The sequence below is a fragment of the Microcystis sp. M079S1 genome, from assembly GCF_020246425.1.
GTDB lineage: Bacteria > Cyanobacteriota > Cyanobacteriia > Cyanobacteriales > Microcystaceae > Microcystis > Microcystis aeruginosa.
This window is the reverse complement of the sequence record NZ_JADBSZ010000091.1, coordinates 1-13,020: the sequence shown is the minus strand read 5'-3', so window position 1 is coordinate 13,020 and position 13,020 is coordinate 1. Positions and strand designations below refer to the sequence as shown.

The window sequence follows — 13,020 nt, the reverse complement described above, 5'->3', positions numbered from 1 at the left end:
TTGGAGTGATTGGGGGGAAAATTCAGGTACTTTTTCCCTGAAAATTAGGTAGTTGACCACCTGAAAATCGATAAAACCCCACACCCCACACCCCACACCCCACACCCTGCCCCCAGGAAAAACTTTTTCAGCAAGCCCTATTTATTGGGGATTTGGTCGGATTTAGCTGGCTGCGGGTACACGGCTGCCGCTAACTCCGGGGACAGGACCACGACGAATGTTGGTTTCCGCTTCGATGGGAACGAATTCAATATGATTGAGGAGGGTAGTAACGAAAGCAAAGAGTAAAAAAGGCAAAGAGAGGACGACGACTAACCCCACGGTAGCGAGGGCAAAAATTTGTCTAGTGCTACTCCAAAGAGCTAGAGTGGAAGCCAGAGTAAGAAAAATAACGATTAACCAAACGATTATTTGTCCGTAAATATCTCCGAAGGTGAGGGTGCAAACCATGCGATAGTTACGAAAATCCTTATCCATAACAGTAAACCCGTAGATAGTCAGTTATTGTTTCAGGGTAATTCTATAATTGTCAGCTTGGTCAATATTTAAAGGTTTTTATAAACACTTGTTGATAAATCTTTACAATTCTGCGCCGAGCAGGTGGCCAAATCTAGAGATAAGAGCGGTATTGTTTGGTTGCTCTCCTCAGAATTGATAAGAATTGCTAAGAATTAGCAAAAAACTGGCCATAATTTTGGCGAACGCTCTTTACAATTAAGTTAGAAAGGCAAGGAGGAGCAAGCCTAATGAAAACTTTTGTTGAGCGTTATTGGTCTTGGTTTAATTGGACAACCTTAGCCATGGTTGTTCTTGGTTTCTGGTTAAGTGCCAGTTTCGTCATCGATTTAATCATTATCCCCAGCTTATCCGTAGCTGGCATGATGACACAAAATGGCTTTGCCAGTGCCGGTTACTTGCTATTTGGCATTTTTAACCATCTGGAATTAGTTTGTGCGGCGATTGTGCTGTGTAGCTTTGTTGTCTTCCACCGCTATCATACCTTAATCCATCTCCCCGAACATCGATCGCTCCTATTCGCCGGTGTTCTCTTAGTAATCACCCTAATTTACACCTATTTTCTCACTCCCAATCTGAGCGCTATGGGTTTACTGGCTCCCGTTACTGCGTCGGGAATGTCGGGAGAAATGATGTCCTTGCAGATTGGTTACTGGTTTCTAGAAGTGGTTAAAGGTTTGATAGCTTTTACCCTGTTGCGCTGGTGTTGGCGAGATGCCTTTAAGTTGGCTTAGTTTTTGATTACAAGCGGGGTTCAACCCGCTTTTTTTAGTTCTAGCAATATAATCCGCCTATTTGATTCGTGAACGGAGAGGCAGTACAACTGGGGAATCCAAGAATAGAGGTCGTAAATATTTTACCTTTCATTTAGGCGCACTAGGGGATTCCATGATTGATAACGAACAGGTTTAATAACTTGCTAAGTGGGTGGGTGGAATTAAATATAAGATGAACGTAGGTTGGGTTGAAGCATGAAACCCAACGCCCGCTCATGTTACGCTACCGCTAACCCATCCTACAAATAATTGTGCCTCCCTACTAAGAAAAAATCTAGGGGATTCCATGATTGATAACGAACAGGTTTAATAACTTGCTATCTAAGAATAAATCAGTTACAATTCTTGCAAATTAACTTCGTCTGTGAGGAAAGCTGGAAGTGTTGTTAAAAAAAGCAAAAAGAAACGGCCGTATAAGACACATATTTTCTGGAGGAATTTTGATCACATCCTGTTTGGGGACAGCCATACTTTGCGATCGGGTGAAGGCCCTTCCTTCCCCCTTAGACATTGACGCTGCTTCTATTCGGGTATCCCAGGAAAAAATTATCATTAATTCCCCCGTAGAATTAGAGAGGACAGAAAGAGTTCTGACCACCAATTCCTTCTCGACAACAGAGGGATTAGCCGATAGTAATCTGCCCTCATCCTTAGAAAATAAACCAGAGAAATCTTCCCTCGATACTTTAGCAACAGAAAAGACCAGGACAATTTCAACCCTAGAAGAATGGAAGGCGAATCTAGGGACAACGCAAGCAAGTCAGCTTTTACCAGCAGGAGTTAATAACTCGCCAGAAGTCGAAAAATGGCAAGCACAGGCATCTACCCCCGTTGATCCCAATATTTCCCCCGAATTGCAGCGTTTACGTCAAGAGTTTCTGATTGAGGAACCGCAATTAAAGCAACAAACCCTTTCTGCGAAACTGGCGGAATTTGTGGTTACTCCTAGTGGCAGTATCTCTACTCCCAGCGCTTTTGGAGCGACTTTTGGGCAGATTTTCGGTGGTTTCGGTTTCCAGTCGAGAACCCGTTTTACCAATCAAGCAGATGGTGGGTTAGCCCTAGGGGGTGGTTTGGGAGACCCCCAGAAAATTGTCGGTTTAGATGTAACTCTGGCGATTTTGAGCCTTTTTGGTGATAACGCTGGACGGGGCAGTTTTAGCTTTAAAATTCACCGTTCTCTGCCAGAAAGTTTTGCTGTGGCCCTAGGATTTGAAAACGCTATTAACTGGGGTGGGACAGATGGCAGTAGCAGTATCTACGGGGTGGTGAGTAAATTTTTTCAGTTAACAGAAACAACGAAAGAACCCTTTAGCCAATTGACGCTCTCTTTGGGTGTTGGTGGTGGTCGTTTTCGCTCGGAAGGAGCCATCGAAGATGGGGTAAATTCCCTGGGTGTCTTTGCTAGTGCGGGTTTACGAATTGTTGAACCGGTCTCGGCCATTGTCGAATGGTCGGGTCAAGATTTAAACGCAGGTATTTCCCTGATTCCCTTCCCGAAAGTCCCCTTGACGATTAACCTTGCGGGTGCTGATTTAACGGGGAATGCTGGGGACGGAGCTCGCTTCGTCATGAGTATCGGCTACAATTACTTTTTCCCCCGTTAGTCGGTTTTTATATTGTGTAACTTAGTTTTTTGAATGAGGATTAAGACCATGTTGATGAAATGGTTGACTAATTGGCAAGTTTCCCTAGTGGCGGCGGTTTTGCTGACCAATTCCCTAGTCTCTCCCGTTATGGCGCAAACCGGCAACCAATCCGATATCACCGGACCAATTCTTTCCACCAGTGATTTTGCCGGTCAAACTATCCCCATCACCACCACGGTGACGGGATTGGGATTTCAGGGGGGAGAACCGGCTCAAATCTCTGTTAATCAGACGGCTGCTTCTTTGAATATTCAGTTAGCTGATAATAATTTAACCTCCCCCACAGGTATCCCGATTCCCGCAGCCATTCAGCAATTGCTACTGAGCATCTTAACCGGGGATGCACAGGCGGGTAATAATATCAATGCTGTCATTGCCGCTCTTAGCACTGTACCAGGCGCACCGCTAGATCTTATTGAAGACTTATTGAACCGATTAGAAGGATTAACCTCAGATAATACGGTTAATCCAGTTAAATTGCTGGCGGCGGTGCAGGCCTATAATGCGATGATTTCAGCCAGTAACGAAGCATTTCTCAGCAATATCCCCGCAGACATACGAGCCTTTGGAGTATCCTTAGCTGCATTGGTGGAAGCCACTCGCTAACCCGCATTTTCCCTGCTCACTTCACCATAGTCTTCTCGGATTAGAGGGCTGTGGTGAAGGCTCCACCGTGGGCGCGGTGGTTGGCTGTGAGGGAGTTAGAGAAGGGGTATTTCTTCCCTCTAAAGATTGTTGGAGATTGTCTCGCAGTTTTTTGGCAGTATTGGAGTTAGGATTAATTTTGAGAGCTTGTTCGTAGGCAGCGAGTGCCTCTTGGGGGCGTTTCCAGTAGGTCAAGACCAGACCTTTACCGTACCAAGCTTGATAGAGTTGAGCATCGAGTTGCAAGGCTTTTTCATAGGAGGCATAGGCGAGGGCTAATTGTCCTAACCGCCACATTTTATTGCCTTGATTAAGCCAGTTGAGGGGATTAGTATCGTTATTATTGGGAACTTCAAAAGCCTTGTATAATTCATCACCAATTTCTCGCAAAGATAAGGTATTGGGGGGCGAATTTTCGACATTTATCTGCCCTTGAATGCCAGACTGGGGTGCTAATTTCAAAAAAGTAGTGATGGGAATAGCGAGACTAAAGCCAATTGGCACGGGAACCTTTTCGATTTTTTCGGCTTCATTTTGTCCGTGAACCGCGATGACTCGTCCATTTATATCTAACACTGGACCGCCACTCATGCCCCCATAGGTGACACTGGTATAAACTATCTCATACCCCAACTCCGGGGGAAATATTTTCAGCAAGGGTGTAATGTCCTTGGGCAGCACTTTCCCCACATTGAACAATCGTTTCCGCTTGCCGATAAATTTCGGGTCGGGCCATCCAGAAGCAAAAATAAATTGTTCGTCAGCTACTTGATAGTTAGCCAAGGTCGCTAATTGATAATTTTGGTCGCTCTGAAACTGCACGAGAGCTAGATCTACTCCGGGTAATTTTTTGATGCTATTGTAATCGAGCGGATATTGCTGGCCATCCCAGGTAATAATTTTAAGTTGATCGTAATAGAACTTGCAGGCATCTCTAGCATCTTTACAGATCACATGACTGGCAGTAAGAACAGTATAAACTCTTCCTTCTTTGGCAATAATTGATCCAGAGCCATTAGCAGTAATTTTCCCATTCGCCCCCTCTTCTTCTGAGGGGATTAAAACGGTAATCTTTTCAGCAATTTTTTCTATCTGCTCAGTTGTTGATGCCTTAGCAATCTGAGCAGAAACCACAAATACCGCTATACCAACTAGGGCGGCGGAAATTTTCAAGAAATTGTTGCTCATCTGGTTTAAAAATACAGTTGAGTGGAATTTACCAGAGTGGTGTGCGAGCGGGATTCTTTTCTCTTGGGGTTGACGAGGATGGAGAAGGAAAATCTTCCCAGAAAGTGGGTTCTCTATGGGTGGGAAGCGGTGGGGGTGAAACTGAGGGCCGTTGCCGACTGGAAGCAGATAGAGAAGATGACCCCGATTGTAAAAAAGTCCCGATAGGAATCGCCCAACTTAATCGACTCATTTGTTCCCACAGTGCCGGTGAAGTCACTGTTCCATCAGCAAAAACGTAGGATTTACCCCAGAGAGGATAAGCATGAATCCCGTTAATGCCAATAACTTTACCTTGCCGATTCAGCAGCGGTCCGCCACTCATGCCATTTTTAATCTTATTGGTGTAGCCGATTTGGTAGCCTCTCGAAAAGGATTTATCACTCAAAAGCGACACTTTACCCACGGTGAAGGTAAATCCTTGTTCTGTCGGGCGATCGCCATCGAAGGGAAAGCCAGCGGCGAAAACTTCATCTCCGATAGCGAGATCATCGACATTAGCCAAATCAGCAATAGAATAAACTTGGCTACTGCGAAAAGAAATTAAGCCTAAATCATAATTATTCAAGCGAATTGTTCTGACCAACTCACCCCGATGTATCTTGCCGTCAGGGGTTTGTATTTGCCAACCCCGAGAGCGATACCGCCCTAAAACATGGTCATTCGTGAGGACTTTGTAGGAAGCACCCTGCTTTTCGACTAAAATGCCCGAACCCCAGCCTTGCTCTGATAACACCTTAACGGTAATTGCTCTGGCTAACTGACGCAGCTGTTGTTCCGAAAGTTGTTGAGAGCTATAGGCATTGGCCCGGTTAGGTTCCAGAGCGGGAGCATAGCTTTGCACAGCAAGCAAAGGTGTGGACAGTCCCAATAATAAACTGCCCGCACCAGCCAAAATTCTTTTTATCGCCCGACTCACTTGATCACTATGCTCCTTCTAAGAAACTAGAAAAGTTTACCAAACAGCGGGCGTTGGGTTTCCTTGCGTCAACCCAACCTACCTTATCTATAGAACTATACAAGTTTACCAAACAGAACCGCCCGATGGTTTTTGGGGCGACTGTTCGGGGGAAGTCCCCGGCGCTGGAGAAGAGGACGAACCGCCAGCGGGATTTGTTTCCACAGGAGCATTTTCTAGGAATTTGTCGAAATGGACAGTGGCAGAATCCGATGAGCTTTCAAACAAAGGACTGCTGCTGGCTCCTTCCCGGATGTCGAATAGCTGTGCGATTTTCTGGGTTGCGTTTTCCCCTCTCTTGAGGGTAAATAATAGGTTACTGCTATTTGCCCGTTCTCGTCCATCACTAGGGGAATAGATAACCGGCAGACCATTGAGATAGCCAGTGGTAATAATATCAATTCCGCCTGGTCGAGTGTAAAGGGTATTGAATCTTCCGGTCACTTCTTGACAACGTTGCATGGGAGCATAACCGGCACCACTGAAATAACGAGAAACCCAACGAATCACCGGTTTATATTCATTAGGGCCGATTTTGGCATAGGTTGTGGGAACTCCCACATAGGGGCCTGTCACTGGTACAAGACACTCGAATCTGGCTTGAGCTTGGCTCGGTGATTGTAAGGTCAAGGCAGCTCCTACACCAATCAGACCAATAGTCAGAGTTTTTGTCAAAGTTTGTAATTTCATTGTCCTTATCCTAATCCTGCAAAGGGACTCTGTTACACACTTCAAAGGTAGCTGTTATTTTTCCGCAAAACCAACAAAAGCAAGGCCTTTGCAACAATTCTTATTTTTTGGGATTACCCTTTCTTCAAACCACTTTAAGAGAGCAATCAGATGAGTTCGTTTACCCCAAGGCCGACCAAACTTCTAACTTACTGACCACGCGACGAATCACCTCATCGGTAAACTCACTCATGGTCATTTGGCCCCCTAAATCGGGGGTTTTTTTGCCCTCGTGAATAGTTTCAAAGACACTTTCATAAATTGCCCTGGAAGCTTTACGCGCCTCGCTAGTTTCGATATAACCTAACAAAGCTGCCGAGGCTAAAATCATCGCCATGGGATTAGCGATATTTTTGCCCTCTAAAGCGGGGGCCGTGCCGTGGGGAGCTTCTGCCATAATGGTTTTAACCGCTAATGTCTCCTCATCAAATCCCAAAACTAAACTTTCGGCCCCGGCAATACTGCCATAGAGTTGCAAGACAAAATCGGATAATAAATCGCCATCGCGATTAAGTGCCGGAATCACCAAAGCTTCGCCGTCGGTTTGTAAAAGTAGGGCAAAAGTTGCGTCAATTAACAAGGGTTGATAACGCACTTCTGGATGTCTTTGGGCCGCCGCGTCTAATTCCTCTTTAAACATCCCTTCGTAGGTGGCACTAACGGTGAATTTTGGGCCGCCAAATACCCGCGCCCCGGTTTTTTTGGCCTGTTGAAAGGTAAACTCGGCCACAGCGCGACTGGTAGCCCTAGAAATGCGCGAGGTGCGATAGGCAATTTCATCGCCGGTGGCAGTGGTTTCTCGCCATTCTTTGGCCCCGTAGGCATCATCAACGGCCATGCGGACAATGGCAATGGGAGAATAAACGCCCCCAATCGGACGAATACCGGGGATACGGCGACCGATGCGGAGAATTACCTGAGAATTCATTGCTTCTCTTAAAATAGCGTTAGGACTGCCCACATCTCCTTTGATTTCTGGGGTAATAGTGGCAGCTTTGAGAGCTAATCCGGTTTTTAGAGTCGCTTCAGCGGCCTCGTGAACCACTTGATTGTTACTCTGGCGACGCTGGGCTAAACTAAGATCAAAATCGGCAAAGTTAACCGGTTGACGAATTATCGAGGGTTGCAATACTCTCAGGGCTTCTAGTAATAGTTCTTCTCCAGTTTGGTCGCCGTGCATGACCACAATAGTGGGGATATTTTCAGTCATAATTTTTGAGTTTTAATAAAAATTTTCAAGTATATCTTAATGCTTAATTGACCGTTTAATCGGCTAAAAAAGATACTTTTTACCTTAATTAATTCTGTAATTTTATCAATCTTGCAGAAAAAGATATATAATACCAAATCTGGTTATTAAAAACCGATTATTTATTCTCCCTTTTGCCTTTTGCCCCCCTTGATAAGGGGGGTTTGATCCCCCCTGCCCCCCTTGATAAGGGGGGTTTGATCCCCCCTGCCCCCCTTGATAAGGGGGGTGCCGATAGGCGGGGGGATCTACCCTTAATAAGGGGGGTATCTGAAAGTTTTTAACACCTAGCGACTTAGAAGAAAATATATAATTAATATTATGCCCGATCGCTAATTAAATTAGCAATCGGGCGGTGGTGAGAATTAATTAACCCAAGATTTAGAAAGCTTGTTCAACTTCGGCAATTTCGGGAATCACTTCCCGGAGACGACGTTCGATGCCCATTTTTAGGGTCATGGTGGAACTGGGACAGGAACCGCAAGCGCCTTGAAGACGCAGTTTGACGACTGGCCCGTCGATTTCGACTAATTCCACGTTACCACCATCCGCCATCAGGTAGGGGCGCATTTCATCTAAAACTTGTTCGACGTTATTGGGAGTCAGTGTTAAAGACATAATCAGCTTCTGGTCAGAGATTTATGAGAGTGTAAGTAAGTGGTTTCAATTAAATTGAAGATAGATATTGTCTTTGATCCCCCCTGCCCCCCTTGATAAGGGGGGTTTGATCCCCCCTGCCCCCCTTGATAAGGGGGGTTTGATCCCCCCTGCCCCCCTTGATAAGGGGGGTGCCGATAGGCGGGGGGATCTACCCTTGATAAGGGGGGTGCCGATAGGCGGGGGGATCCGACAATTTTTAACACCCACCTACTTAGTTACTTCGATCCTAACGCTTTTTGGGCGGGGATAACCCTTAAGATTCTAAAAGCTGTAGATTGATAAAAGTAAATTCTGTGGTGGATTTTTCGCCCCCCGCATCGATTGCGTTAATCACTTGACAGGAGGGTAAATAATAATTACCGATTTTTTCGTAGGTTTCCTTAAAGTCACGTTTTCCCTTTAATTCATCGGTTTTAGCATTGCGGAAAATGGCATTATAGCGAATAGAAATATAACCTTCTCCCGTATCGAGACTTTCCTCGGTATTAATAGTAAAAGCCATCGGTCCCATGACTCGACTGACTTGACAGATTTCCCGGCCGCGGACTTTATAATTAGACCCCATCGCATCGCCGGTGACAAGAATTTCTACCGCACCGGTGGGATCATCTTGCCCGAAATTAAACTGGTTTTTGCCGTGGGAAGCATCAAAATTGCCTCTTTTACGGTGAGTAACGATGTCGCGCATTTGATTATAGATACTTTCTTGCACTTTCTCGTCATCAATGCCCGTTACTTCCACACTATAATCGGCATTAACTTGAATTTTGCCCGTATGGACTTCCTCCCCTTGGGTGAGGATAATATCGGCAGTGTAACCGGGGAATCCTTCATCCCAAGTGTAACGGTTTTCGTAGGCGGAGCGGAAAATATCTCGGGCGTTCGTCGTGGCTACAGTCATAATCGCTTTACTTGTGTTGATAACTCCATTTATATCATTGTCGCTGATTTTTTCGCCTCTGGCCGAGATTTCTAGAAAACTAGATGAATTCCACAGCTTAGGGAAAAGTCAGTTAGAATCGATCAATGACCCGTCCCTTGCTCGATTGCCATAAATCTAAATAAGCAAAAAATAAACATGAGCAATTATGACAAAATTAAGTCCAAAAGTTACCGCAATTATTCGTTCTGGTGAACAACAAGGATATGTAGGTGAATGCGTGGAACTTTCGATTGTCACCCAGGGAAATACCTTAGATGAGGTGGTTAATAATCTCCAAGAACCCATTTTACTGCATTTAGAGGGAGAAGACCCCAGGGAGTTCGGTCTAGTTGCCAAACCTTCTCTACAGATTATATTTGAGTTACAGCCAGAATATGCCTAAGCTGAAACAACTATCCGGCAAAGACATTATGCTGTTCTTAATTTAAATTGCTTGTTGAGACGAGGTAAGAGGCAACCCCCCTCCGACATTGGGGTAGGGTTGATTCATGAATCAACCCTACTATTAATCAACCCTACTATTAATCAACCCTACTATTAATCAACCCTACCAACATCGGGGGGGTTTAAGGATAGGCGGTTAAAATGCGTCTTAGCTGATCAAAAAATCGGGCTAAAATAGAAAAAACTCACCCTCAGCGACCAAGGCGATGGCAGAAGAAACGGCGAAAATCAAGCTTTATCGGAAAACCTATCAACTTCCCCAACTAAATCGCCCCGATTTATTAATTTTGCAGGATCAGATTCAAGAAAGACAGCAACTGATTAAAACCGGAAAACGGGTTCGCAATACATGGTTAGGATTGAGGAAAAAAGAAGAACCCCTCAATTTCGAGGAAACTTTTCAAGAATTAGAAAGATTAGTCAAGGACTATAACCAGTTAATCAGATTTCTCACCGACCATAAGGATGAATACCGGCGGTTTTTTCTGGAACTGACCGAGGAAATCAAGGAGGCAGTGGCGGTTAAATGCCAGAAATTGGCAGAAACAGAGCGAAAACGCCAATCTTTGGAGAATAGCATCGGCTCGGCCGAACTGCGAGATACCCTGAGACTACAGAAACAGCAGATTTTCCGCACCGTGATTCTTGTTGGTCGCGCCAGCTTGCTCATGCTCAAGAAAATCGACCTAATCAGCGAAAGTATCCAGAAATTAGCTGAAGATCAGGATACACAAAAACAGGTTTTCTCGAAAATGATCGGCGAGTTGAACGGGTACAAACAAGTGTATCAGTTGCAGCTGGAGTTAGATAGTCTGGAAAAAGAAGCGATCGAAATGGCCAAAGTAGCCATTAATCTAGAACAATACCTAAAACCAATTATCGGACAGTTTCAAGGCTTAATCGATCAAGTAGCGACCATTGACGGCGAACTTTCCCGCAGTGTCAGCGAAGTGGAATCCCTCGTCCAGAACATTCTTAGTTCCGAATCGGCGGTATCTTTCCGCAAAAACGAGAATCTATCGGCTAGTTTGCTCAATTTCCTCGTCACCAGCGAAGAAAAGCGCGGCCGTTTAGCGATCGCATTAGAGCGAGCCGAGCAGGAAGGATGGCAATGGACGGAAGTGGAAATCCCCGATGAGGAAATCGAACTGGAAACCGCCATTCAACGCATCAACAACCATGTAATCGAGAGAGTCGGGAATTTTATCACCTCCGTCGTCGGTGACTCTCCTATTCCTCCCCTTCCTCAACCAGAGACAGCACTAGGCAATAAAACTTCATTTACCGAAAACCTACCCAACGGAGTAACACTGAAGATGGTGAGCTTACCAGCAGGTCAATTTCTCATGGGATCTCCTGACAGTGATCCCGATGCTCGCGATAATGAAAAGCCTCAACACCAAGTTCAAGTCAACAGTTTTGCTATTGGGAAATATCCTGTCACTCAGGCACAATATGAAGCAGTAATGGGAACCAATCCCTCTTATTTTAAAAACAATCCCCAAAATCCGGTAGAAAAGGTTAGTTGGAATGATGCTCAAGCCTTTTGTCAGAAATTGAGTCAAATAACAGGGAAAACCTATCGCCTCCCCACAGAAGCGGAATGGGAATATGCCTGTCGTGCGGGTACAACTACTCGCTTTTATTTCGGTGATGATGCCAATCAGTTAGGAGATTACGCTTGGTATGACGGAAATTCTCAGAAGACAACTCATCCTGTGGGTCAGAAAAGGCCCAATGCTTGGGGACTCCATGACATGATTGGCAATGTTTGGGAGTGGTGCGAGGACGATTGGCATAGTACCCATGAGAATGCGCCAAGGGATGGCAGTGCTTGGATAAAAAATGGTAATGATAATCGTTCTCCATTGCGGGGCGGTTCCTGGGGCAGCCTTCCTAAGCTAAACGGCGCTTAACCTGCATGATCCAATAGCTATAACCCTTTTGGAGTCTATATCGGTGATCCGAAGTAAAAGCCGTTTAGCTTATTAACTGCCGTTCCGCGATTCGCTACATCAACTACCGCCGCGTCAACCGCTTCCTCAATAGCGGTTTTCGGGTAGTCTGCGTATTCGGGAGGACTCTGTAACCCTTTTTCCCTTTTTTCCCTTTTTACCCTTTTTACCCTTTTTCTCTTTTTCCCGCCGCTAGGCGGGTCGATTTTTTTTTTGAGCCGTAGGTTGGGTTGAGGAACGAAACCCAACCCAATTATTTAAAAGTGTTGGGTTTCACTATCGTTCAACCCAACCTACGATCTACTGATTATTTATTCCCCTTTTTGCATGAGTGCATGAGTAGAAAACGGGTTTCTCGGAGAAACCGGTTTTCTGTGGGTTACTCAAGGGATTTAGGATAATATTGGTGCGTTACGTCGCCTATGTAATTAATGTAAATTAAATAATATTGTCGCGCTCCTAACGCACCCTACCTACTCATTTCCCTTGTTTCAAGGCTCTGCCTTAAAGCAATATTCAGGTAGAACCGGGGAACGAGATAATGCTCTCATCGACCAACTCAAACAAGGAGCGATCGCCGATCTCGGAAGGGGCGTTAATGTTATGTAATGCACCTCAACTAACCTATTTTAGCTAATCCTTGTAGTAAAATGAAACAGGACACTCGACTTAACCCTTAACCTTACAAAAGTCATCATGAATATTCAACTAAAACCCAATCAAGAACAATTTATCCAAAAACAGTTAAAAAGTGGCAGATTTAATAATTCCGAACAAGTCATAGATACCGCTTTTTACTTGCTAGAAATCCTCGATCAAGATTACTTACAATGGGTAGAAGAAACTCGTCAAAAAATTGACGTTGCCATAGCAGAATTAGATAATGGAGAGGGATTAGATGGAGAAGAAGTTATAAATGATATACTCGAAAAATTTAAAAAAGCGCAACAAAAATAATTATGAATCGTTATATTATTGCGCCTTCAGCCAATCAAGTTCCCCTTGAGTTGCTTGTCTAACCTGTTCGATTTCTAATTCTAAAGCCTGTGCTATCTGTTCAAAGTTTAATCCTAAGGCCAATAAACGAGGAATAGAGGCTAATTTTGCCGCTAATTCGCCTTCTTGTCGGCCTTCTTGTCGGCCTTCTTCTCTACCTTCCTCTCTACCTTCTTCTCTACCTTCTTCTCTACCTTCTTCTAAAGCTTCCTGATACACTTTAGTTTGTTTTAAATCGCTTAAACTAAACATCGCTTCTATCTCCTTTCTACT

At 44.7% G+C, this 13,020-nt stretch carries 14 protein-coding genes and 1 pseudogene; 7 read left to right on the top strand and 8 right to left on the bottom strand.

The window, feature by feature from the left end; genetic code table 11:
* Positions 1 to 162 precede the first annotated feature (162 nt).
* Positions 163 to 477 carry a hypothetical protein gene (locus tag IM456_RS05780; protein WP_002735918.1) on the bottom strand — a complete coding sequence of 105 codons (315 nt, stop codon included), beginning with the start codon at positions 475 to 477 and terminating at the stop codon, positions 163 to 165.
* Positions 478 to 746: 269 nt separating this feature from the next.
* Between IM456_RS05780 and IM456_RS05775 the strand changes: the two genes are divergently transcribed.
* The 3 genes from IM456_RS05775 to IM456_RS05765 all read left to right on the top strand — a co-directional run bounded on the left by IM456_RS05775 (position 747) and on the right by IM456_RS05765 (position 3,547).
* Positions 747 to 1,250: a hypothetical protein gene (locus IM456_RS05775; RefSeq protein ID WP_002798683.1), complete on the top strand. Its 504-nt coding sequence runs from the start codon at positions 747 to 749 to the stop codon at positions 1,248 to 1,250.
* A 422-nt stretch (positions 1,251 to 1,672) separates the two neighbouring features.
* A complete protein-coding gene (locus IM456_RS05770; RefSeq protein ID WP_149988158.1) occupies positions 1,673 to 2,899 on the top strand; it encodes a hypothetical protein in 1,227 nt (408 codons plus the stop codon).
* A 48-nt stretch (positions 2,900 to 2,947) separates the two neighbouring features.
* A complete protein-coding gene (locus tag IM456_RS05765) occupies positions 2,948 to 3,547 on the top strand; it encodes a hypothetical protein (protein ID WP_149988157.1) in 600 nt (199 codons plus the stop codon).
* Between the two features lie 21 nt (positions 3,548 to 3,568).
* Here IM456_RS05765 and IM456_RS05760 read toward each other — a convergent pair whose 3' ends face one another.
* The 6 genes from IM456_RS05760 to IM456_RS05735 all read right to left on the bottom strand — a co-directional run bounded on the left by IM456_RS05760 (position 3,569) and on the right by IM456_RS05735 (position 9,310).
* Positions 3,569 to 4,774 (bottom strand): tetratricopeptide repeat-containing S1 family peptidase, encoded by a 1,206-nt coding sequence (locus IM456_RS05760; protein WP_287693360.1) that lies wholly within the window; start codon positions 4,772 to 4,774, stop codon positions 3,569 to 3,571.
* A gap of 28 nt (positions 4,775 to 4,802) precedes the next feature.
* Positions 4,803 to 5,732 (bottom strand): S1 family peptidase, encoded by a 930-nt coding sequence (locus IM456_RS05755; protein WP_287693361.1) that lies wholly within the window; start codon positions 5,730 to 5,732, stop codon positions 4,803 to 4,805.
* Between the two features lie 105 nt (positions 5,733 to 5,837).
* Positions 5,838 to 6,461 (bottom strand): COP23 domain-containing protein, encoded by a 624-nt coding sequence (locus IM456_RS05750; RefSeq protein WP_287693362.1) that lies wholly within the window; start codon positions 6,459 to 6,461, stop codon positions 5,838 to 5,840.
* Positions 6,462 to 6,621: 160 nt separating this feature from the next.
* Positions 6,622 to 7,710 (bottom strand): isocitrate/isopropylmalate family dehydrogenase, encoded by a 1,089-nt coding sequence (locus IM456_RS05745; protein WP_150977911.1) that lies wholly within the window; start codon positions 7,708 to 7,710, stop codon positions 6,622 to 6,624.
* A 420-nt stretch (positions 7,711 to 8,130) separates the two neighbouring features.
* Entirely contained in the window at positions 8,131 to 8,367 is a 237-nt protein-coding gene (locus IM456_RS05740) for a NifU family protein (protein ID WP_002735229.1), read from the bottom strand.
* Positions 8,368 to 8,662: 295 nt separating this feature from the next.
* Positions 8,663 to 9,310 carry a DUF3386 domain-containing protein gene (locus IM456_RS05735; RefSeq protein ID WP_287693219.1) on the bottom strand — a complete coding sequence of 216 codons (648 nt, stop codon included), beginning with the start codon at positions 9,308 to 9,310 and terminating at the stop codon, positions 8,663 to 8,665.
* Positions 9,311 to 9,497: 187 nt separating this feature from the next.
* On the opposite strand from IM456_RS05735, the gene IM456_RS05730 reads away from it, so the two are divergent.
* From IM456_RS05730 to IM456_RS05715, 4 genes are all read left to right on the top strand, one after another.
* On the top strand, positions 9,498 to 9,734 hold the full coding sequence (locus IM456_RS05730; RefSeq protein ID WP_287693220.1) for a type II toxin-antitoxin system HicB family antitoxin: 237 nt from the start codon (positions 9,498 to 9,500) through the stop codon (positions 9,732 to 9,734).
* Between the two features lie 268 nt (positions 9,735 to 10,002).
* The gene (locus tag IM456_RS05725; RefSeq protein WP_287693221.1) at positions 10,003 to 11,712 is read left to right on the top strand and encodes an SUMF1/EgtB/PvdO family nonheme iron enzyme; all 1,710 of its coding nucleotides are present in this window, start codon (positions 10,003 to 10,005) and stop codon (positions 11,710 to 11,712) included.
* Between the two features lie 525 nt (positions 11,713 to 12,237).
* Positions 12,238 to 12,360, top strand: coding sequence for a hypothetical protein (locus IM456_RS05720; protein WP_261779520.1), 123 nt, complete (start codon positions 12,238 to 12,240; stop codon positions 12,358 to 12,360).
* 87 nt (positions 12,361 to 12,447) lie between these two features.
* The gene (locus IM456_RS05715) at positions 12,448 to 12,708 is read left to right on the top strand and encodes a ribbon-helix-helix domain-containing protein (RefSeq protein WP_149988150.1); all 261 of its coding nucleotides are present in this window, start codon (positions 12,448 to 12,450) and stop codon (positions 12,706 to 12,708) included.
* A 15-nt stretch (positions 12,709 to 12,723) separates the two neighbouring features.
* On the opposite strand, the pseudogene IM456_RS05710 reads toward IM456_RS05715, so the two are convergent.
* Positions 12,724 to 13,020: pseudogene (locus IM456_RS05710) on the bottom strand (Rpn family recombination-promoting nuclease/putative transposase); the annotation flags it as partial.

What these genes read in the sequence shown, in the direction of transcription:
- IM456_RS05780 (WP_002735918.1), bottom strand. Translation starts at nt 477, where the DNA reads ATGGATAAGGATTTTCGTAACTATCGCATGGTTTGCACCCTCACCTTC.
- IM456_RS05775 (WP_002798683.1), top strand. Translation starts at nt 747, where the DNA reads ATGAAAACTTTTGTTGAGCGTTATTGGTCTTGGTTTAATTGGACAACC.
- IM456_RS05765 (WP_149988157.1), top strand. Translation starts at nt 2,948, where the DNA reads ATGTTGATGAAATGGTTGACTAATTGGCAAGTTTCCCTAGTGGCGGCG.
- IM456_RS05760 (WP_287693360.1), bottom strand. Translation starts at nt 4,774, where the DNA reads ATGAGCAACAATTTCTTGAAAATTTCCGCCGCCCTAGTTGGTATAGCG.
- IM456_RS05750 (WP_287693362.1), bottom strand. Translation starts at nt 6,461, where the DNA reads ATGAAATTACAAACTTTGACAAAAACTCTGACTATTGGTCTGATTGGT.
- IM456_RS05745 (WP_150977911.1), bottom strand. Translation starts at nt 7,710, where the DNA reads ATGACTGAAAATATCCCCACTATTGTGGTCATGCACGGCGACCAAACT.
- IM456_RS05740 (WP_002735229.1), bottom strand. Translation starts at nt 8,367, where the DNA reads ATGTCTTTAACACTGACTCCCAATAACGTCGAACAAGTTTTAGATGAA.
- IM456_RS05735 (WP_287693219.1), bottom strand. Translation starts at nt 9,310, where the DNA reads ATGACTGTAGCCACGACGAACGCCCGAGATATTTTCCGCTCCGCCTAC.
- IM456_RS05730 (WP_287693220.1), top strand. Translation starts at nt 9,498, where the DNA reads ATGACAAAATTAAGTCCAAAAGTTACCGCAATTATTCGTTCTGGTGAA.
- IM456_RS05725 (WP_287693221.1), top strand. Translation starts at nt 10,003, where the DNA reads ATGGCAGAAGAAACGGCGAAAATCAAGCTTTATCGGAAAACCTATCAA.
- IM456_RS05715 (WP_149988150.1), top strand. Translation starts at nt 12,448, where the DNA reads ATGAATATTCAACTAAAACCCAATCAAGAACAATTTATCCAAAAACAG.